General features: G+C 63.2%; 14 protein-coding genes. 2 read left to right on the top strand and 12 right to left on the bottom strand.

Features of this window, described 5'->3' with window-relative positions; translation table 11 throughout:
- Positions 1–7: 7 nt before the first annotated feature.
- The 5 genes from QDT69_RS00080 to QDT69_RS00100 form a co-directional block, all read right to left on the bottom strand.
- Positions 8–1624, bottom strand: coding sequence for an ATP-dependent acyl-CoA ligase (locus tag QDT69_RS00080; RefSeq protein WP_279704640.1), 1617 nt, complete (start codon positions 1622–1624; stop codon positions 8–10).
- A 7-nt stretch (positions 1625–1631) separates the two neighbouring features.
- The gene (locus QDT69_RS00085) at positions 1632–2108 is read right to left on the bottom strand and encodes an aromatic-ring-hydroxylating dioxygenase subunit beta (RefSeq protein ID WP_279704641.1); all 477 of its coding nucleotides are present in this window, start codon (positions 2106–2108) and stop codon (positions 1632–1634) included.
- Positions 2105–3445, bottom strand: a complete 1341-nt coding sequence (locus tag QDT69_RS00090; protein ID WP_279704642.1) for a Rieske 2Fe-2S domain-containing protein — start codon at positions 3443–3445, stop codon at positions 2105–2107. The genes QDT69_RS00085 and QDT69_RS00090 overlap by 4 nt, the downstream gene beginning before the upstream one ends.
- Positions 3446–3463: 18 nt before the next feature.
- Positions 3464–4414, bottom strand: a complete 951-nt coding sequence (locus tag QDT69_RS00095) for a PDR/VanB family oxidoreductase (protein WP_279704643.1) — start codon at positions 4412–4414, stop codon at positions 3464–3466.
- Between the two features lie 372 nt (positions 4415–4786).
- Positions 4787–5431, bottom strand: coding sequence for a response regulator transcription factor (locus QDT69_RS00100; RefSeq protein WP_279704644.1), 645 nt, complete (start codon positions 5429–5431; stop codon positions 4787–4789).
- Positions 5432–5917: 486 nt separating this feature from the next.
- Between QDT69_RS00100 and QDT69_RS00105 the strand changes: the two genes are divergently transcribed.
- Positions 5918–6841, top strand: coding sequence for a response regulator transcription factor (locus QDT69_RS00105; protein ID WP_279704645.1), 924 nt, complete (start codon positions 5918–5920; stop codon positions 6839–6841).
- Between the two features lie 262 nt (positions 6842–7103).
- On the opposite strand, the gene QDT69_RS00110 is transcribed toward QDT69_RS00105, so the two are convergent.
- The 7 genes from QDT69_RS00110 to QDT69_RS00140 all read right to left on the bottom strand — a co-directional run bounded on the left by QDT69_RS00110 (position 7104) and on the right by QDT69_RS00140 (position 18793).
- Entirely contained in the window at positions 7104–8531 is a 1428-nt protein-coding gene (locus tag QDT69_RS00110) for an HlyD family type I secretion periplasmic adaptor subunit (protein WP_279704646.1), read from the bottom strand.
- Positions 8518–11190: a type I secretion system permease/ATPase gene (locus tag QDT69_RS00115; protein WP_279704647.1), complete on the bottom strand. Its 2673-nt coding sequence runs from the start codon at positions 11188–11190 to the stop codon at positions 8518–8520. Before QDT69_RS00115 ends, QDT69_RS00110 begins: the two co-directional genes overlap by 14 nt.
- Before the next feature lie 158 nt (positions 11191–11348).
- The gene (locus tag QDT69_RS00120; RefSeq protein WP_279704648.1) at positions 11349–13862 is read right to left on the bottom strand and encodes a glycoside hydrolase family 16 protein; all 2514 of its coding nucleotides are present in this window, start codon (positions 13860–13862) and stop codon (positions 11349–11351) included.
- Positions 13863–14218: 356 nt separating this feature from the next.
- Complete coding sequence (galE, locus tag QDT69_RS00125) at positions 14219–15229, bottom strand: UDP-glucose 4-epimerase GalE (RefSeq protein WP_279704649.1); 1011 nt, start codon at positions 15227–15229, stop codon at positions 14219–14221.
- 52 nt (positions 15230–15281) lie between these two features.
- Positions 15282–16286 carry a glycosyltransferase family 2 protein gene (locus QDT69_RS00130; RefSeq protein ID WP_279704650.1) on the bottom strand — a complete coding sequence of 335 codons (1005 nt, stop codon included), beginning with the start codon at positions 16284–16286 and terminating at the stop codon, positions 15282–15284.
- A complete protein-coding gene (locus tag QDT69_RS00135; RefSeq protein ID WP_279704651.1) occupies positions 16283–17587 on the bottom strand; it encodes a cellulase family glycosylhydrolase in 1305 nt (434 codons plus the stop codon). The genes QDT69_RS00130 and QDT69_RS00135 overlap by 4 nt, the downstream gene beginning before the upstream one ends.
- A gap of 72 nt (positions 17588–17659) precedes the next feature.
- Entirely contained in the window at positions 17660–18793 is a 1134-nt protein-coding gene (locus QDT69_RS00140; RefSeq protein ID WP_279704652.1) for a GNAT family N-acetyltransferase, read from the bottom strand.
- A gap of 199 nt (positions 18794–18992) precedes the next feature.
- Here QDT69_RS00140 and QDT69_RS00145 point away from each other — a divergent pair, with 199 nt between their 5' ends.
- The gene (locus tag QDT69_RS00145) at positions 18993–20543 is read left to right on the top strand and encodes a hypothetical protein (RefSeq protein ID WP_279704653.1); all 1551 of its coding nucleotides are present in this window, start codon (positions 18993–18995) and stop codon (positions 20541–20543) included.
- Positions 20544–20605: the final 62 nt, after the last annotated feature.

Genomic DNA, 20605 nt, shown 5'->3' on the forward strand with positions numbered 1-20605 from the left:
CCAATTGTCACTCCTGCCGCCGCTTGAGGTCGCGACAATCGAAGAACGCACCCTCGCGCATCAGCTTGGCGACGAAATCCTTCAAGCCGGCGCGCTGGATCTTCTCTGTCGCGGTCAGCGGCAGCTTTTCGACGAAGCAGATCCAGCCCGGCGCCTTGTAATAGGCCATCTGCTCCAGGCTCCAGCGCACGATCTCCTCGGCGAGCGCGCGGTCCGCGCCCGGCTGCTCCGCGATGATGACCGCCGCGACCTCGTCGCCGCGCACCTGATCGGGCGTTGCCGCGACCGCGGCCTGCCGGATCGCGGGATGACGGTTGAGAACGGACTCGACCTCGACCGCGGCGATGTTCTCGCCGGAGCGGCGGATCACGTTCTTCTTGCGGTCGACGAAATGAAGATCACCATCGGCATCGCGCGACACGATATCACCGGTATGCAGCCAGCCGTCCTTCCAGGCCTCTGCGGTCGCTTCCGGGTTCTTCAGATACTCCCTGAAGAAGCCGTAGCGGGGGTCATCCCCCGCCCGCCGCACCAGGAGCTCGCCCGGCATTCCCAAGGGCGCATCGTTGCCGCCGTCGTCGACGATCCGAACCTCGACCTCGGGCGCCGGACGACCGAAACAGCTGGTGCCGACCTTGCGCGGCTCGACATTGGCCGCGATGACGCCGCCGCTGCCGGTCTCGGTCATCGCCCAGGCCTCGAGCAGCGGAAAGCCGAAGCGCTCCTCGAACGGCGCGTGCAGCAGCTTGTCGACGCCGGCGCCGAAGCCGAACCGCACACTATGCGCACGGTCCTCATCCGACGGCGGCGCGCTCATCAGCATCGAGGGCATCACGCCGAGATAATGCAGGCAGGTCGCGCGGCTGTCGCGCACCGATGTCCACCAGCTGCGCGGGTGAAAGCGATCGAGCATCGTCAGGCTGCCGCCGACCGACATCATCGCCATCAGCGACACCGCCATCGCGTTCATGTGGAACAGCGGCAGCGGCGTGATCATGCGCTCGCCGTCGCTGCTGAGATCGATCAACCCGCCGACGTCGCGATACCAGTCTCCCGAATACAGGAAGTAGGTGTTGGTGAGCACGCAGCCCTTGGGCTGGCCTGTTGTCCCCGACGTATAGAGCAGCGCGCATTCGCTCGCACCGTCACCGGCGTTCGCCGGCCGCGCGCCGCCGAACAGGGCCGGAACATCGCCGCCGTCGGTCACAACCGGAATCGGCCGGCCGGCCTGGCGCGCCGCCGTCTCGACCTCGTCGCGCCGTTTGGCGAGCACGAAGGCGGCATTCATCTCGGAATGCGCGATGATGTATTCGAGCTCGCTGACCCGCAGATCCGGGTTGATCGGCACCACGGAGACGCCGAGCGCGTTCAGCGCGAACCATAGCTCGATGAAGACCGGCCTGTTCTGCAATAGAAGCCCGACCCGATGGCCTTGGCCATAGCCGCGGCTCGCAAACGCCGCGCGCCAGCGCTCCACCCGCTCGAGCATGGCCCGGTACGAGATCTCCCCGGCCGCGATGCCGTAGATCTCGGCTGTCTCGGGCAGCACGTTGAGAAAGCCGGCGTCGCCCCGGTGGAGCGCGGTGTCGCGGAAGCGGGCATAGACTGTGGTCGCTGCGGTCAAGACGCACTCACATGAAAAGCTGAATATTGCCGAACGGCGCGTCGAAATTCACGAGATCGATGCGCTTGAGCTTGATCTTGAGGCCGTCGCCGACCTGAACGAGATCGTGCGACGCCCATCCCGAGAAACGCTCCAGCATGTCGCCGCGCGTCTCGGTGTAGAGAAAAGATGTCCGCGCCTTGAAGATGCCGGCTGCCGGATCGCAGGCGACGATCTGCGGCGCCTGCAGCAAATGATGGCAGCGGCTCTTCGGCTTCTGGCTGAAGGTGCGTTCGCCGGCCAGTCGCTCGATACGCACTTTCATCAGCAGCAGGTCTTCGTACATCAGCGACGGCTGCAGCACCGGATCCTGCTGCTGCCATTCCAGCGGCATCCAGTAGCGTCCCTCCGGGTGAAACAGGTCGAGCCAGGCCTGCCACTGCATCGTGTCGAGCAGGTCGGCCTCGCGATAGACGAAATCGGTGATGGTTTTCTCGCTGATCATTCCGCGGCCTCGACCGGCTCGACCATGTCCAGGGTCATGAATTTGGCCCAGGCATGAAACTGGTTCCGCATCTGGCGCTCCGACGTGCCGTTGATGACCGCGGTGACATCCGCCTCCTCGCCGCTCTCATAGAGCCGGCGCAGATTGACCCATTGGTTGCCGTTGGTTTTCAACCCTTCCTGCGCCCGCTCGTACATTTCGAGATCGTCGTGCCCGACGATCGAGGTCGGCGCGTTGATGAAGCGGTTGTACATCAGCGCCCGCTCGTAGAGCTTGTCGGGCGCGCCGACCAGACGATAGACCCAGCTCTCCACCAGCGTCCGGTCCACCGCGATCGGGATGAAGTTGCGCAGGATCTGCACCGCGCCCTTGACCATGATGTTCGGGAAATAGACCGTGTTGTGCCGGACCTCGCCGAGGATCTCGTGCGCCCGCTTCTCGCCATAGGCGGCGACCATCTGGCCGAGATAGCCCTCGATATCAGAATAGTTCGAATGGATGGAATTGGCGACGCCGGTATGGCCGTGGCCGTTGGGCCAGATCCGGATGCCGCTCTGCTCGTAGAACTCGTACGGGCTCATGAACGGCCCATAGAGCTGCACTGCCATCGGCGTTTCCTTGGAGTCGCCCTGCTCGCGCTGCCAGACCTTGATGGCGGTGCCGGCCGAGCTCTCATGCGCCACCATCGGATGACAAGTGTCGGTCTGGTTCTCGACCAGCATCTTCCAATTGCAGGTGTGCATATAGCGGATCGGCGTGGCCACGACGGCGAGCTTCCCCTCCGGCGAGCGGTCGACCATGTTGTCGATCGTCGAGAGGCTTTCGCCGAAATAATCTTCGAAGCCGACGCCGGTTTCGCTCAGGCGCGCGAAAATGAAATCGCGGTAGACGACGACGTTCCTGATCCGCGACAGCCCGTCGTTCGCCTTTGTGTCGGTGAATCCGGTGCCCTCGTAGCCCTTCTTCAGCGGGATCGCCAGCAGCGTGCCGTCGGTCTTGAACGACCAGGCATGGTAGGGACAGCGGAAGAATTTTCCGGTGTTGCCGCACGGTTCAGAAGCGATCTTGACGCCCTTGTGCGGACAGCGGTTGTAGAACAGGTGGATCGAGCCGTCGGTATGGCGGCTCGCCACCACCGGCTGCCGGCCGATATTTGCGGTGATGAAATCGCCGGGCTTCGCCAGCTGGCTGGCATGTCCGACATAGATCCAGCTGTTGGGAAACAGATGCTCCATCTCGAGATCGAAGATCTCGGGATCGACATAGACGTCGCGATGCACCTCGGCGTCGCGCACCAGCCCGCCGATCGCGCGGGGATTCTTTCCGTATTTCGCCATGGCGCCTCTTGCCTCCGCTCAGAGATCCAATACCAGCCGCTCGGACTTCGCACGCGACACACAAATCTGCATGACCTTGTTGGACGCCTTCTCCTCATCGCTGAGAATGACGTCACGATGGTCGGGCACGCCTGCGATCACGCCGCACTGGCAGATGCCGCAGTCGCCGCGTTGACAGTCGTACAGCACGTCGAGCCCCGCCGCTTCCAGCGCCTGGATGATGCTCTGATCGGTCGCAACCGTGATGACCTGTCCCGTCGACTTGAGCTCGACCTCGAACGGCTTGTTCGGCGAAGTAGGCTGCTCCGCCTTGAACAGCTCGAAATGGATGCGGTCTGCCGGGATGCCCTTGGCGAGCGTCCCCGCCTTCACCGCGTCGATCATGCCGGCAGGCCCACAGACATAGACGTGGGCGCCTGCCGGCGCATCGCCAAGCACTGCCGCGATATCGAGGCGGGATTCATCGCTGTCGTAATGAACCGCCAAACTCTCGGAACAGATTGTCTGCAGCTGCGGCAGGAACGCCAGCAGCCCCGGCATTCGCCCGGCATAGTGCAGGCGATACGGAATTCCCTGCGCGTTCAGGACGGCCGCCATCGACAGGATCGGCGTGACGCCGATGCCGCCGGCAAACAGCAACGCCGGCGCGGCGCCCTCGTGAAGACTGAAGTTGTTGACCGGCGTGCTCGCCCGGACGATGTCGCCGACCTGAAGGCCATGCATGAACTGCGAACCGCCGGTCGACGCCTGCTCGCGCAGCACCCCCAGCGCAACCGTGCCTTCGGGCAGGTCCGGCAGCGCCATCAGCGAATACGGCCGGTCGCCCCCGCCCGGCAGCAACACGCGAATATGCGCGCCCGCTTGCCATTCCGGCACAGCGCCGCCCTCCACACCGAACACAACGCTGCGAATGACTGGCGTCTCCGCAACGACCGACTGCACTCTGAGCTTGAGCGGATGCGCGTCCATTCGGGCATCTCATATTATATGAATTTGCATATTTTTATACATGTAATAATTGTCTGTCAATCGTCGAAGCGACGGGACGCCCGAGGCCGCCAACGAAGGCCCGCGCCCCAGCCGGCGCGGCTTTTCCGCGGCGAGCGAGCGCGCAGTCCATTTCGGCGCGCTAGACGCCTTCGATCCCTGCGTAGGAAGATGTGAGATCCGCACGACGCAGGCGCACGGCTGCCCCGATTGGGTTCAGCTCGCGACGTCTGTGGGATTGTGCAAGCAGCCGACATCGTCGGCGATCGAAAGCCATCGCCACCGATGCATCACCGGTTTGCGCGCGAGCAATGACCTCGCGGCGCACGCTTCAGCTACAGCGACGTGCGATCGCTACGTCCCGCCCGGCCCGGCATACGAGACCGCGAGCGTCGCCAGAACGGTCCGGTTGCTGATCTCGAGCTTGCGGAAGATGTGATGCAGGTGAACCTTGATGGTCCCGTCGGCCACTTTCAGACGGCGGCCGATCTCCTTGTTCGACAGGCCTTCCGACACCAGGTTCATGATCTGACGCTCGCGCTCCGTCAGCATCGCGAGATATTTCTCCGGCATCACGGTTTGCGAGCAGGAGATGGCCTCCTCCCCCGGGGGCGGCGGCAGCATCTTCTGGCCGTCCGCGACCTGCCGCAAAGTTTGCATGAGGGTCTCAGGCTCATCGTCATGGAGCATGACGCCGTAGGCCCCCGCTGCCGCCAGCATCGCAAGATCGCGATCCTCAACGGAGGTAGCCAGAAAGACGAGGCGCACGGCAGATGTCTCGCCATTTTCGATGTCGAGCATTGCCTGCTCAAAAATGTCAGGCGTCGACATGTCCAAAATGGCTATATCGGGCGCAAGACGCCGTATTGCCTCGAAACAGCTCGGACCATCATTGCAGCGAGCAACAACCTTGAAATCACGTTCTGCTTCGAGCAGGCAGTTGAGACCCAATAAAACTACAGGATATCTGCTAGCAATCACCACACGACTGAAATGCATTTAAGACCAACCCTCAGTCCCTCCAGTTCAGCTCGGCGCCCAATTGAATAATAAACTACTCCAATATGAAGCTTTTCGTAAGGATTTGTTGTCGCGGACACCCCGTGAATTTACTGCCTGGGCGTGCCGACAGGCGCATTTCCAGCAACGGGTGATCGCAGCGCCGCTCCGACTCACCCCAAGCGAGCGTCAATCAACAGGCGTCCCGGCTCGCACCCGTGACCTCGCCCGCTTCTCATGACGCGCACCATCCGAAGCAATGTCTATAACCAACGGTATATAGGGATATTGGGGATTAGCATCTAACATTCCTAAATATTTATGAGTGGGCTCGAAGCCTTTCGACCTCAGGCTTGGTTAGTTCGATCGGCCAAATCTGAGAAAGCTTTTTTATACGCCTTCTTTTTTTAGCTGGGTGGCTCAACAAAATGCGCCGGATTCAACCGACCCGCCCATTGTTTCATTGTAGCGTCCGGGAGAGTTTCCATGAGACGACGATATTCCTTCGCTATTGTGCTTGTTGGTGAAAGCAGTCTTCGTAAGGAAGGTCTTGCTAGAATTCTGGACTCGGAGAGTTTTCAAGTCCTGACTTCGATATCCGATGCCGATGATTTGCTCGGCGACGATGCGCCCCAGAAGACCTCAACCACTTCGGCATTGCTGCTCCTCATCGTTCACACCGGCGATGATTTTCGCCCGACGATCGAGCAGATCGAGTCCTTCAAGCGTCGTCACGCCGATGGACGCGTGGCCGTCGTCGCAGATCAATATCGTGTGAGCGACCTGGCTGCCGCACTCCGGGCCGGAGCCACCGGATACTTCATCGACGTGATGAACTGCGATGCGTTCATCAAGTCCATCGAACTTGTCATGATGGGTGGGACGGTGTTCCCGCCGGCGTTCCTGACGTCCACGCTCGACGCGGAAGAACACGACACGGACGATGTTGCAACACCCACCGATGACGATCCCGCCGCCGCAGAGGCGGATGACAGGCTCACGCGGCAGCTTTCGCCGCGGGAGATCTCGATCCTGCAGTGTCTGATCGAGGGCGATTCCAACAAGTGTATTGCCCGCAAGATCAATATTGCCGAAGCCACGGTGAAGGTTCACATCAAGGCGATCCTACGCAAGATTCGGGTTCAGAACAGAACGCAGGCAGCGATCTGGGGCCTCAATCATCGCCCTGCGGCCTGGCCGAAAACCAATGGCTCTGCGCATCAGCCACCCGACGCCGAGCGGCCCCTGCCGCCGAAGCGAGAGCTACCCAAGCTCGCGAGAGCGGGCCGGCAGTCGCCCCTCTGCACGATCGACCACGGGACGAACTATTTTGAGGTGCCCCTCACCAACGGCCACGCCCGCACGGGCATGAGCTCAAAGATCGACGGGGGGATCCGGCTTCGGAAATAGCCGACGCCGTGTTCTCTGACATCCTGCCGGGTAATCCCGGCGGGATGTTGAGCCGTGCCGGATAGACGCATGCGACGCGCGATGGTGGATGCGGGCAGCCGCCTTCCCTGGAGCGTGGTGAGACCAGGTTGAACTGGATCGGCGGCGGAGTGAGGGTTTACGGTCCCTCGTTGGAGCTGCATCCCTTACCCGATTTGCTTCGCAAATCGACCTCTCCCCAACGGGGAGAGGTGAAGTGGGAGCGTAGCCAAGGCGACGCGATCTACCGTTCCCGCAACGCTTCCTGCTGGTGACTGGCGAGCGGCGAGAGCAAATAGCTGATGATCCTGCGCCTGCCTGTCTTGATTTCGACCGTCACCGCCATGCCGGGACCGAGCTTGACCAGCTTGTCCTCCACCTGCATCTGCGTGCGGTCGAGAGAAACGCGCGCAGCGTATTCCAGCTCCTGCCCTCTGGGCTCGCTGCTGCCCTGCCCGCCTCCCGGCGTCCGGTCATTCGGCGCGCCCTGGGGTTTGTCGCGGGTAATGGCGTCCGACGATACGCTGAGAACCTCGCCATCGAGCAGCCCGTAGCGCGTGAAATTGAACGTATCGACCTTGATCGCTGCCCGCTGTCCCGGATGAACAAATCCGATATCGCGATTGGAGAGCATGGCTTCGATCTCGAGGTGGCTATCGCTCGGGACCACGACCGCCAATGCCTGCGCAGGCGAAACCACGCCCCCCACCGTATGAACGGCAAGTTGCTGCACGACGCCATCGACCGGCGCGGTCAACTGCTGAAACTTGGTCCGCTGCTCGGCCTTCACCACCTCCTGCGCGGCACTCTTGGCCTTCTGCTCCGCCTTTGCGAGCGCGTCATAGGTGGACCGTCGATATTCAGCATCCGCCCTGTCCCGCGTTTCCTTCAGCAAGGCCATGGCGGCGTCGGCTTCGCGCAGCCGGCTCTGCTGCACGATGAGATCCTGCTGGAGGCCAACCAGGTCCTGATACTCCGACAGATAGGTGACCTTCGAGCCGAGCGCCTTGTCGAGGAGAGTCTTCCGGATTTCGACCCGTTCCGTGAGCACGGGTATGGTGGCCTGGATCTTCGCGACATTGACCGCAATGGTCGACCGTTCCGCCTCCTTCTGGCCTTGCTGGCGTTCGATCTCGGAAAGCTTGGCTTGCTGCTCCGCGCGCTGGCTGATCAGAAACTGGCGATGCAGCTCGATATCGGCCGCAGTTGCGCCCTGCGGCGGCTGGAATGCCGCGAGCGGATCGCTCGCGAGCGCGGCCCGAAGCCGCGCCACTTCGAGCTCCGCAGCCAGCAGATCGCTCCGGTAGCGCTCCTGGTCGGCTCCGGTCATCGTGGGGTCCAGCTCGATCAGGACCTCGCCGGCCTTGACGCTCTGGCCGTCGCGGACATGGATGGCGCGCACGACGCCCATCTCGAACGGCTGGATCAGCTTGGTGCGCCCACCAGGCACGATCTTGCCGCTCGCCGTCGCGACGATATCGACGTGACCAAACCACGACCAGACCAGCGCGAGGCAGAATGCAGCGATGATGCTCGCCCCGATCGCGCGGCCGATCGGTGACGGCGGCGATTCGGTGATTTCGAGGGCCGCGGGAAGAAACGCGATCTCGTGCTGGCGGCGGCGAACCTCCGCCTTCGGAAACGGGATGATGTTTCGGCTAGCGAGCGTCATGGAGCCCTGCCTGCAGTTGGTGCAGCCTCGCGTACCGTCCATTCGAGCGGATCAACTCATCATGGTTGCCGTCCTCGACGATGCGGCCATGCTCGACCGAGATGATGCGGTTTGCGTGACGTACGGTGGAGAGTCGATGCGCGATCACGAAGACCGTGCGGCCGGCGGAAATCCGCTTCATGTTCTGCTGGATCGCACGCTCGCTTTCGTAGTCGAGGGCGCTGGTGGCCTCGTCGAAAATCAGGATGCGCGGATCGGTGACAAGCGCGCGGGCAATCGCGATCCGCTGGCGCTGTCCGCCGGAAAGACTGCTGCCGCGCTCTCCAACCACGGTGTCATACCCCTCGGGCAGCTCCAGGATGAAGTCGTGAGCGCCGGCGAGCGAAGCCGCCGCGATGATGCGCTCGATCGGCATCGCCGGATCGGCGAGCGCGATATTGTCGCGAATCGAGCGGTTGAAGAGCACGTTCTCCTGCAACACGACGCCGATCTGACGCCGCAGCCAGGCCAGATCGACCATCGCAAGATCGACGCCATCGACCAGCACACGTCCGCTTTCCGGCACGTAGAGACGCTGGATCAGCTTCGTGATGGTGCTCTTGCCCGAGCCGGAGGAGCCCACGATGCCGACCACCTGGCCGGGATCGACGCTGAACGATACGTCATGCAGCACTTCGGGACCGTCGATACGATAGCGGAACGTCGCATGCTCGAATGTGACGTGACCGCGGATCTCCGGCAGCGCGGCCCGGCCGGGACCGGAGCCTGGCTCGGGAATGGTGTTGAGGATGTCGCCGAGACGATCGATCGACAGGCGGGCCTGATGGAAATCCTGCCAGAGCTGGGCAAGCCGAAGCACCGGCATGCTCACGCGCGTCGCCAGCATGTTGAATGCGACGAGCTCGCCGACCGTCAACGCGCCGTCGACCACGAGGCGAGCGCCGAAGTAGAGGGTTGCGGCGGCCACCAGCTTGTTGATCATCTGGACCGACTGGCTCGCCGTGTTGTTCAGGCTCAACACGCGGAAGCTCGCAGCCACATAGGCGGCGAGTTGCTCCTCCCAACGGCGTTGCATTTGCGGCTCGACCGCCATCGCCTTCAGCGTTTCCACGCCGGCGACGCTCTCGACCAGGAACGCCTGGTTCTCCGAGCCGCGATCGAATTTCTCGTCGAGACGTCGACGGAACAGCGGCGCAGCACAGGCTGAGATACCGATATAGAACGGAAATGACGCGAGCACGATGAACGTCAGCGACGGCGCGTAGTAGAACATCACCGCCACGAACACGAAGGTGAACACCAGGTCGATCACCAGCGTGAGCGCGGAGCTGGTCAGGAACTGACGGATATTCTCGAGCTCGCGAACCCGCGCGACTGAATCGCCGACGCGGCGCGTCTGGAAATAGGCGATCGGCAACGCCATCAAGTGATGGAACAGCCGCGCGCCAAGCTCGACGTCGATGCGGTTGGTCGTATGCGCGAACAGATGCACACGCAGCGTGCCGAGAACGGTCTCCAGCACGGTCAGTACGACAAGGCCGGTGACCAGCACGTCGAGTGTGCTCATGCCGCGGTGCACCAGCACCTTGTCGATCACCACCTGGAAGAACAGCGGCGATACCAGCGCAAATATCTGAAGGAAGAAGGAAGCGACCAGCACCTCGCTGAGCAGGCGCCGATACTTGTGGACGGCCCCGACGAACCAGCTGATGTCGAAGCGCCGGGAGGTATCGGTCAGGGCAGCACGACGCGTCATCAGAATGATGTCGCCGCCCCAGATGGCCTCGAGCTCGGCTTGCCCCATCATCTCGGGCTGGGGAACCAACGGGCGCTGAACAAGCAGCTTGTCGTCGACGATCTTGCCGAGAATCAGGAAGCCGCCGTCGCGCAACACGGCGATCCCCGGGAGCGGCGTTACCGCAAGCCGGTTCCAGTCCGTTCGTTGCATCCGGGCCTTCAGCCCGAAATTCCTGGCGCAGCGTATGATGTCAGTCACGCCAAGGCGGTCGGTGCCAACCCGGTGTCGAATCTGATCCGGATCGGCCGCGATCCCGTGACAACGCAGCAAGACCGCAAGCGCCATTGCGCCGGATTCATCGCCGTCGCCCTGTTCGATCGTGGTCGTCGCAGCGGCGGCTTCGCGTCGTTCGGACCGACGCGCCCGCAGCGAAAGCTTGCTGGCGTACCTCGCCAACCCTTCGCGCAGATGCTGCACCGCATTGCGCCCGCGGACGCCCAAACCGGTGAAGAGATGAAGCGCCCGGCGCGCGACGTGCCGCGACTCGGTCGAGATCAGGCGACCGTCCCAGATCGCCTCGAACTCGGCGCGCGTGAGGCGCTTCGGTTGCGACGAAGCGGGATGCAGCACCAGCGCTTCGTTGCCATCGACCTTTCCGAGCAGCAAAAATCCGCCATCCTGCAAGGCAGCGATTCCGGGCAGCCGGATCTTCGCAAGCTGGGTCCAATCCGTCGTCCACGAGCCCGCCTTGAGGCCGAACTCGCCGGCGCAGCGAAGCATTCCGCGGATGCTGGTCGCCCTGCTCCCGCAAAGATCGCGGATCTTGTCGGAATCGGCATTCACACCATGAAGTCGCAGGAACAAGGCCAGGGCTCTGAGCCCGAGCTCTGCGGCATCGGCATTTCCATTCTGGATCGCCATCAATCAACTCAATCGTTCTGCGGTCACGCGACCGGCTTCGACTAATTCCCTTTCATGCATTCACAAAGAACGAGGCAGCCTCGTTACCCAGCGATCGAGCTCGGAGCTCGAAGCCGCGCCGCAGATCGGCGGCGCGGCAAGCCGGGCGAACAGCCGCATCAATGCTGCGGCCTGGTCAGACACGCCTCTTCGCCCCAGCGCCCTCCCTGCGCATTGGTCGCAACAACCTGCCCGCCGGTGCCGTTGTGGCCCGCCAGGTATTGGTTCAGCAGCGCGAAACTCCGATCCGCCGCCGATGCCGTGTGCGTGGTCGTCGCCGGCCGAGGATCCGTCACCGTGATGCTCTGCGAGGTCGACGTCGTGACGGAGCCCGTTGTGGGGTCTTTTCCGCTCGCCGTGAACGTGAGCGTGGAGACCGGATGGCCGCCCCCCCGATAGTACGACTGCAACGTCAAGCCGCTGTCGACCTGCGCAGCGGTCAGCGTGATGTTGCTCCCCCGGTAGGTGCGGCCGTCGAGGTTGTCCGTGATGGACTCGTATCTCGGCAGCCCGGTGATATTCACGCTCACGGCGTCATTGGGATCGGCGGTCGTCACGCTGACGCCCAGGTCGACTGTCCCGCCCCTACCGTTCACCGTCAGCGAAGTATCCGCGATCGCGAGCACCGGCGCGACTGGCGGCGTCGGATTTGATGCCGCGCCACTGGTCGGATCGATCTGGAGACCGGCAAAGCTCTTCACGGCGCCGGCAAGATTGGCGGCGGCGCCGCTGGCATCGCTGATGCTCGCGCCGCCCGGAAGGTTGACCCCGGTGATCGCGAGTGCCGACGTCGCGGTATCGGTCGACGCGACCTTCGTTTGGAAGGTGAGCGTGCCGGTTCCTGAGCCGCCAACATAGGTGGCGGTGTTTCCGTCATTGAGCGACAGCGTCGGCGTGCCGACGACGTTCACCACTTCGTTGAAGCCGAGCGACAATGTAACGGTGGCGCCCAAATGCTCGGTCCCGGTCCCCGGCGAAGCGGTAACCTGGCTCACCACCGGAAGGACCGGTGGCGTGGTCGGCTGGGTGGGTGGCACGGGGTTCGTCGGATCGATCTGGAGACCCGCGAAGGTCTTCACCGCGCCGGCAAGATTGGCGGCGGCGCCGCTGGCATCGCTGATGCTCGCGCCGCCCGGAAGGTTGACCCCGGTGATCGCGAGTGCCGACGTCGCGGTATCGGTCGACGCGACCTTCGTTTGGAAAGTGAGCGTGCCGGTTCCCGAACCGCCAACATAGGTGGCGGTGTTTCCGTCATTGAGCGACAGCGTCGGCGTGCCGACGACGTTCACCACTTCGTTGAAGCCGAGCGTCAATGTAACGGTGGCGCCCAAATGCTCGGTCCCCGTCCCCGGCGAAGCGGTAACCTGGCTCACCACCGGCAGGACCGGTGGTGTGGTCGGCTGGGTCGGTGGCGTGGGGTTCGTCGGATCGATCTGGAGACCCGCGAAGGTCTTCGCCGCGCCGGCAAGATTTGCGGCAACGCCGCTTGCGTCACTGATGCTCGCGCCGCCCGCAAGGGTGACCCCGGTGACGGCAAGGGCCGACGTCGCCGTGTTGGTCGACGCAACGGTCGTTTGGAAGGTGAGCGTGCTGGTCCCCGAACCGCCGACATAGGTGGCGGTGCTGCCGTCGTTGAGCTTCAGCGTCGGCGTGCCGGCGACGTTCACGGCCTCATTGAACCCGAGCGTCAATGTCACGGCATCGCCGATATGTTCGACGCCCGTCCCCGGTGACGCCGCAACCTGAGTGACCGTCGGCACGACCGACGGCGTGGTCGGCTGAGTCGGTGGAGTCGTAGGAGTGACGTTCGCGCCGGTGACCGTGTCGCCGCTGCCGGCGGCTTGATATAGTTGGACCTCGGCGATCTGCATCTGCATCGACGAGGGGGTCGAGCTATCGAGTGCCGTGTGCCATCCGGCCGCGTTTGAGTTCGCGACCTGATTGCTCATGATCAGCTGCATCGGCTCGTTCGGAATCGGGACCTGCGCGCTGGTCACGGTCGCAATCTGCTTGCCGTCGAGATACCAGGTGAGCGATTGGCCGGGCACCCAGTTGATGCCGTAGGTATGGAAGCCGGCCGTGAGGTCGATGCCGGTGTCGACCGTGCCGCCAACCGTCCCTGAGGGCGTGTGAAGATGCCAGGTGAAGGCCTGGTTGGCCGGCCCGTTGCCGGTATATCCCCCCTCCTGGATATCGATCTCGAAATTGTCGCCGGCGCTCGAGCCTGCGCCGGGCATCAACCAGAGTCCCGGCCATGCACCGTCGCCGCTCGGTGCCTTCATGCTGATCTGAAGGTAGCCGCCATCGAATTCGAAATTGCCATAGCTGCTGACGGCACCGGACGTGATCGGAAACGTTTGTGCGCTGCCCTGATTGATGCCGCTGACCTGCTGCTGGATCGCCGTGAGATTGAGGAGACCATTGGTCACGGTCACCTGGCTCGGCATGTCATAGTCGGCATCGTACGGGCCGCCCGGCCCGCTACCCCCCGATCCGTTGCTATTCCACGCCCAGCCATTGGCGGCGTTGCTCGTGATGTAGTTGTGCCAATAATTGTCCAGTGTCGTCCCGGAGAAGCTCTCCTCGAAGACGAGATTGCTCGACGTGAATCCTGCTGGCGCGGCCAAGGCCATTCCATGTTCCTTCCAAAGATTGAACGAAGAATTCCACTGCCGCGAACCGCGCGACATACCACATGCTCGCCGCGCGCAATGGCCGCGAGCACATTCCAATGCAGTAGCGATTTTGAGGTACGCCCCTTCGACTGCTGGGCGATTGGTTAATAATCAAGTATGGCGAAAAATGGCTTCGAATGAGCTTTCACACAGGCGTTTGCGGTCGTAGCTCGCCTTATTCACACGATATTTTGGCGCTGAGGCCTTAGTTCGATTGGGATTTTTTTCTCGACCGCGCGCGCGACGAGATCATCGACATCGTGGCCGCGGCCCCGAGTCGCGCCGGGCGGCCGCGGGTCCGGCCGCTCGCGAAGCTAGACGTGACGATATCCGTCAGGATTCATCAACTGCCAGTGCCAATGATCGGCGCACATCTGCGCCAGTGACCGGGCTGATTTCCAATCCAGCGTCCGCTGCGCAAATGTCGGATCGGCACAGCAGATCGCGACATCGCCGGTCCGGCGTTCGGCGATCTCATACGGAATGGGTCTGCCGCTCGCGGCCTCGAAGGCGCGAACGACCTCAAGAACACTGCTGCCGCTTCCCGTCCCCAGGTTGACCGTGAATACGCCGGGCTGCTCGAGGTGGCGCAACACACTGAGATGACCGGCTGCAAGGTCGACGACATGAATGAAATCGCGGATGCCGGTGCCGTCAGGCGTGTCGTAGTCGTCGCCCCAGATCCTGAGCTTCGCGCGCTTGCCGATCGCGACTTGCGCAACCAGCGGCACCAGATTGTTCGGAACGCCGATCGGGTCTTCGCCGATCAGGCCGCTTTCATGCGCACCGGCCGGATTGAAATAGCGCAGGATGCCGATGCGCCAATCGTCCTCGGAGCGATGCAGGTCCTTGAGCATCTCTTCGATGAAGAGCTTGGTGCGGCCGTAGGGGTTGGTCGGCGCCAGCGGATGCCGTTCGTCGAGCGGCAAGTAGGCCGGCGCGCCGTAGACGGTGGCGGACGAGCTGAAGACCAGCGTCTTGACGTCAGCCCGTTTCATTGCCGACACCAGCCGCATCGTTCCCACGACGTTGTTGTCGTAGTAGGTCATCGGGTGAACGTTGGAATCGCCAACGGCCTTCAGGCCCGCAAGATGGATGACCGCGGTCACGCCATAGGTGCGAAGGACATGGTAGATCGCGTCTTCGTTCCGGATGTCGTCGCAGCAAAACACAAGCGGTCGTCCGCATATCGCTTCGACGCGCTCGAGTGAGGCGCGGTTGCTGTTGCAGAGATTATCCATCACCACGACATCGAAGCCCGCGTCCAGCAGCGCGATGCAGACGTGCGTCCCGATATAGCCGGCGCCTCCAGTCAACAAGATCATGTCAGTCACCGTGTCGGTCGAACAGGCTCTCCATGCAAATGCCGTCCTCGAGCTAGGATCTCCGGACTTCGGCGCGCGACGACAATTGCTGTGACAAGGCGTCAGCCATCCCGCCGAGCCGTGTCGTGGTGTAGGCAAACGCGGTAAGGCCAAGGCCAGCCATGATCGCCCCGGCCCGCCGCGCCGAGCCGAATTTGCCGCGCATCGCCGCCATGAGTTCGCTCGCCACGGCGCGCGGCAGCACTTCGCGCACGTAGCGCTGCTCGCTCTTGAGCCCGTCGCCGGACCCCGCGATATTCCTGAGCACCGCCTTGGCGGTGCCCTCGATCAGGCAGCGGTGGACGAAGTACCTCCACGTGGTGCGCTGCGCCGGCACCACATGGTGCACCCGCGCACGCTCGCGATAGGCGAAGTAACCGCCGGGGTAGAGGCGCGCGGCCCGGATGCACAATTCGGTCTCTTCGCAGCTCTCGGCCTTGCCGCCGAACCTCGCGCGGCCGCTGACCGAAAATCCGGACTTGCGGCGTCCAAGGTCCGACGTGAAGCCGCCGGCGCTGCGCAACACGTCGGCACGCACCGACATGTTGGCGCCGATCGGATTGCGGATGTGCCCGTCCTGCACGTCCATGCCGGCATAGGTGCAGCCGATGACCCAGCCGAACTCGGCAGGAAACCAGGAAGGCGGCGGTGCTTGCCACAGTGGCAGCACCGGTCCCCCCGCCCCCAGCACCGCTGGATCCTGATAGGCCTCCAGCAGATCCTCGAGCCAGCACGGGTCGGCAGCGGCATCGTCATCCAGGAAAACGATGACCGGCGTCGTTGCGTGCCCGGCCCCTGTCATGCGTCCACCGGACAGACCGGGTTGTCCGGCATTGGCGAGAACGGTGACGCCGCCGATCTCCCGCGCGGCACGCGCGCGCAGGGCTTCGTTGTTGTCGATCACCAGGATGATTTCCCGAGGTGCGCGCGTCTGGGCGCGGACCGAGGCGACTGCCCGTTGCAATTCGCCCCAGCGGTCGAGCGTGTGCGCGCAGATCACCACGGATGCATCGGTCATTGCACTGCCCGCCCACTGTCCGAAGCCCGGCTGGTTTGCCGGGACTGCGCCGCCCGCGCTGCCGCCGCCTTGAAAACGTTCCAGATCGCGCCTCCGTCATTGCGGATGTCGAACTGGTCATGCTCGTCGACGGGAAAACGCCCGCTGTCCTGACGTGACACGAGGCGCCAGACCAGCCAGCCGGCACAATTGGGATCGCGCTCGAGCTTGTCGAGCCACATGGTGTAGGCTGAAGCGGAATCCGCGTTGGAGCGGGCGTAGCCGAACTCCTCGAGCAGGACGGGCTTGTTGGCGCGCACCGCGATCTGGCAGAACTCGGTGACGGTGTCGCCGAATTGCTGGACCGTCAGATTGTAGTAGAGCGGGTAACCATGCCAGGTCCCGTAATCCAGGGTGGCGACCGTCAGATCAGACAGCTTGTCGGCAACGGCGGCATTGCCAGCGTTTCCCGAACTGACGAGATGATTGGGATCGAGGAACTTGACGTAGGCCGACATCTCGGCGGTCCAGGCGAGCCGCAGGCTATCCGGGCTGGCATTGCCTTCGTTCATCAACTCCCAAGCCATGATGACCGGATCGTCGCGGTAGGCGGTCCCGGTGATGGGGTTGACGCGCTGCACGACGTGGCGAACCCAGCTCATGTAGTCGCGCCGCGTGCGTCGGTCGCGAAAGAAGAACCCGGACTTGTCCTGGCTGCCATACCAGGCCCGCATCTGCTGAGCACCGCCGGTATAATCCCAGAAGTCGAGGAAGGCGATGATCAGTCTCAGATGTCGCTTGCTGGCTTCGGCGATCAGGAAATCGACCTTCTGCATTCCGTTGGCACCATCGTTGAAGGCCATCCCGCCCTCGCGATCGTCCCAATAGATCAGATAGGTCCCCTTGACGCCGAGATCGCTGGCGTCGGCCTTCATCTGCCACTGCCAGATCGTCGCCATGCTGCCATCAAGCGATCCGATGACGGGCTGGAGGAAGGTGCGGACCACATTGGCGCCCATCGCCACCGCGTCGTCGAGAACGCGAGTGACTTCGTTCTGCGAACCGAAGGTGAGGTAGTGGTTGTTCACGCCGGTCACGTAGAACGGCTTCCCGTTGGCCGTGAAGCGCGTTCCCTCAGTCTTGATGAACGGCGTTGACGGTGGATTGTCTGCTGCTTGACCGTCGGCCGCGCTGACGATCGTGGGGGCGGACAGCAAGGCAAACACCAGTACGCGCAGTCCGGTGTCGCGTAGCCTGTCTTTCACCCATTTCCATCCAACAATCATGCCCTCCACGTGACTATCGCGCGCGTCGGAGCGCAACCTCCCCGAAGGGTTACTCCCTTCGGTGCCACGCTCCGAAGGGTTCGGAGGCCATGACGCGTTGCGCGCGAGTTAGCCGGATTGCTGGATTGCATGCCACATTCGGCTACCTACGCTGCCGAATTGCAGGCAGTCGATATGCCGCACCACCTCCATCGCGAACGCCGGTGAGCTGCACATGTGAACATCGATCAGTGCATCGACCATGGTGCGTCGGCCAGTCCACAGCTGCGCCATGATCCCATCCGCCGACGCACATGAGTCGATCGCGGCGACCTGACCGGATTCAAGCAGGGCCTCCGTGATCTTGCTGATCAGCAGCGCCCCCGGGGAAAAGCGCGCATAGGACGCATCAAATGCGGTCTTCCACGTATAGGCTTTGCGACCGCTGTAGATCAGAACTTGCCCGGTGATCGCAACGCCATCGACGCACAACAAGGCGACCGAGGCGAGGTTGTGTGCAGCGAGGTTTTGGATCAGCCGGCGGGCAAACTGTGCATCGCCGGCGTCGCACAACAGCGCGGTACCTTGCTTGCCTTTCCAGCTCGCCGCCTCGAGCGCGAGAAAGACCTCGAACGCCGCTTCCGCTTCGGGGGCCGTCCGGCCGTTCACGATCTCCACCTGTCCTGTCGCAGACAGCCGATTCCAGTCCTGGCGCAGCTTCTTGCGGGTCGCACCCGATTTCTTGATCCCTGAGCACCGATCGGCGAACGGGCGTTCGACGCGAACAAGCTCCCGGTGCTGACCCACGCCCTCGAGCTGGCGCAGCATCGCCGGATAGACAACCGGATCGGCTTCGAAAGACCGCAACCGGATGATTTTGGGCAGGAGGATATCGTGCCTGATCACGTCAAAAAACGCGGCCATCACTTCGTCGGCACGGGCACGGTCGATCACAGCATTGGAGGTGGACGCGTAAATGGGGATGGCTTCCAGGAATGCGGGCGTCGCAGGCAAATTGCGCCTTTCGCAGAGGGCCCAAAAGCCAACCGGACAGCGAGGGTTCACCCCCTCGTCCCACGCGATCAGGACGTGGATGTCGGCAAATCCGGTATCGGCGGCGGCAAGCAACGCCGCAGGATGCATGAATGCATTGCCATCGACGCGCGCAATCAACTCGTCCCACGGCCCAACGAGTTCGGCGCTCGGTGAGCACCGATACGCGGAAATCGATCCATGTCTTGACGGCTGCCAGCCCACATTCATGCGCCCAAATGACCTTCCTGACCGGCCAGGCGCAACCTCCCCGAGGGATTACCCCGCCTGACATCACACATCCGGGCGCTGTTTGGGCATAGTTTTGCGGCCGATCGCCATGGCGTGGCCACGTGCCGACGGATCGATCGGCGCTGCCTTCCCGCAAAGCCCCGCGGTCACGGCGGGCAACGAACTGAACGGGGCGTGAATGCGCGTTTGCCTGCATCTTGATCCGTCGCGGCTGCTGCGCTGGCATCTATGGCTGGCGGAGGCGCTTGCCGAAGTGCCCGGCAACGACGTCTCCTGCACGTTCGGGTCCGATCGCCACCCGATGCCGCCGATTTGCCGCTTGCTGCTCGAACTCGAGCGGCTGGTCTACGGCGTTCGCGGAGATGGCGCCACCGATTCCATCCCGGCCGCGCTCCGGGCACTGGCGCCCTCGTCCACCACGCCGGATGTTGTCATCAATCTCAGCGGCGAGAAACCAGTCACCAATGCACGGCGCGTGCTCACACCACATTTCAACGGAAGCCCCGGCGAAATCGGAGCGATGGTTGCGCTGGCGAACGGCGAGGATCTGCTTGTCGAACTGCACGATACAACGTGCCCCTGGAGCCCGTGGGTCGCCCGCCCCGCCAGCGCAGACCGCGACGTGCTCGCGGTGACCCTTGATGGCACCCTCTCATGCGCCGTCCTCTTGATCCTCAAGGCCGTGCGCGGGGACAAGCGGTCAGTTGCATCCGAGGCCGCCCGTCCACGGACAAGCGGGCTTCACGGCGGCCCTGCGGCCCTCAAATGGGCCAGTGGCACGATCGCATCGAAGGCCGCCCGTCTCCTGAATATCATTGCGAAAGGCGGCCGGATGTGGGGCGTCGGCTGGCGCCTCGACGAAGGGAAAAGCCTGCTCGACAGGGGCAAAGCCGTCTTCAAGATGCTCGCTGCGGATGCCGACAACTATCTGGCCGACCCGTTTCCGTTCAACCATCGAGGGCAGACGTTCATCTTTGTCGAGCAGTACTCCTACAGGAAAAAGCGCGGATGCATTGCCGTCGTCACGGCAAACCGCGACGGCACTGCGGGCGAGCCGCGGATCGTCCTGGAGGAAGCGCACCATCTCTCCTATCCCTTTGTGTTCGAACATGACGGACAGATCTGGATGATCCCGGAATCCGGGGCGGCGAGAAATGTCAGCCTCTATCGTGCAATCGAATTCCCCTACCGTTGGGCCCGGGAAGCGTGCCTGATCGACCGCGTCGAGGCCTACGACTGCACGCCATTGTTTCGCGACGGCCAGCCGTGGTTCTTCGTCAGCCCCAGACGGTGGCGATCCTCGTCATGGGACATCCTCGACATCTACCGCGCGGAAAGCCTGACCGGGGCCTGGGTCCCCCATGCCGCAAACCCCATCCTGATCGACGCCTCGCTCAGTCGTCCTGCAGGCGCCTTCATCGAGCACCGCGGGCAGATCCTGCGCCCGGTCCAGAATTGCTCGCGCGGTTACGGCGATGCGGTAACGCTCTGCCGGATCGATGCGCTCGGGCCTTCGGAATTCGCCCAAGCCCCGGTCGGTGTCATTCGAGCCACAGGCTTCGGCTGCCACACCTACAACCGCGGGTCCGGCCTTGAGGTGATCGACGTGTTCGGTCGCGTCGGGCAATTGCGAGAGGTCACGGCCACCTATGAGCCGTTCTCGGCTGCGGTTTCAGCCTCTGTCGAACGGCAACCCGCCTGGTCTTCGGTATCGGCCGGTTTCGGCTAGACGGAAATCATTGCAGGGCTGCGTCGGTGATGCGGAGACATTTCCGCGAAGGCACAAGACGA

It is taken from the genome of Bradyrhizobium sp. CER78, from assembly GCF_029846235.1.
Lineage (GTDB): Bacteria > Pseudomonadota > Alphaproteobacteria > Rhizobiales > Xanthobacteraceae > Bradyrhizobium.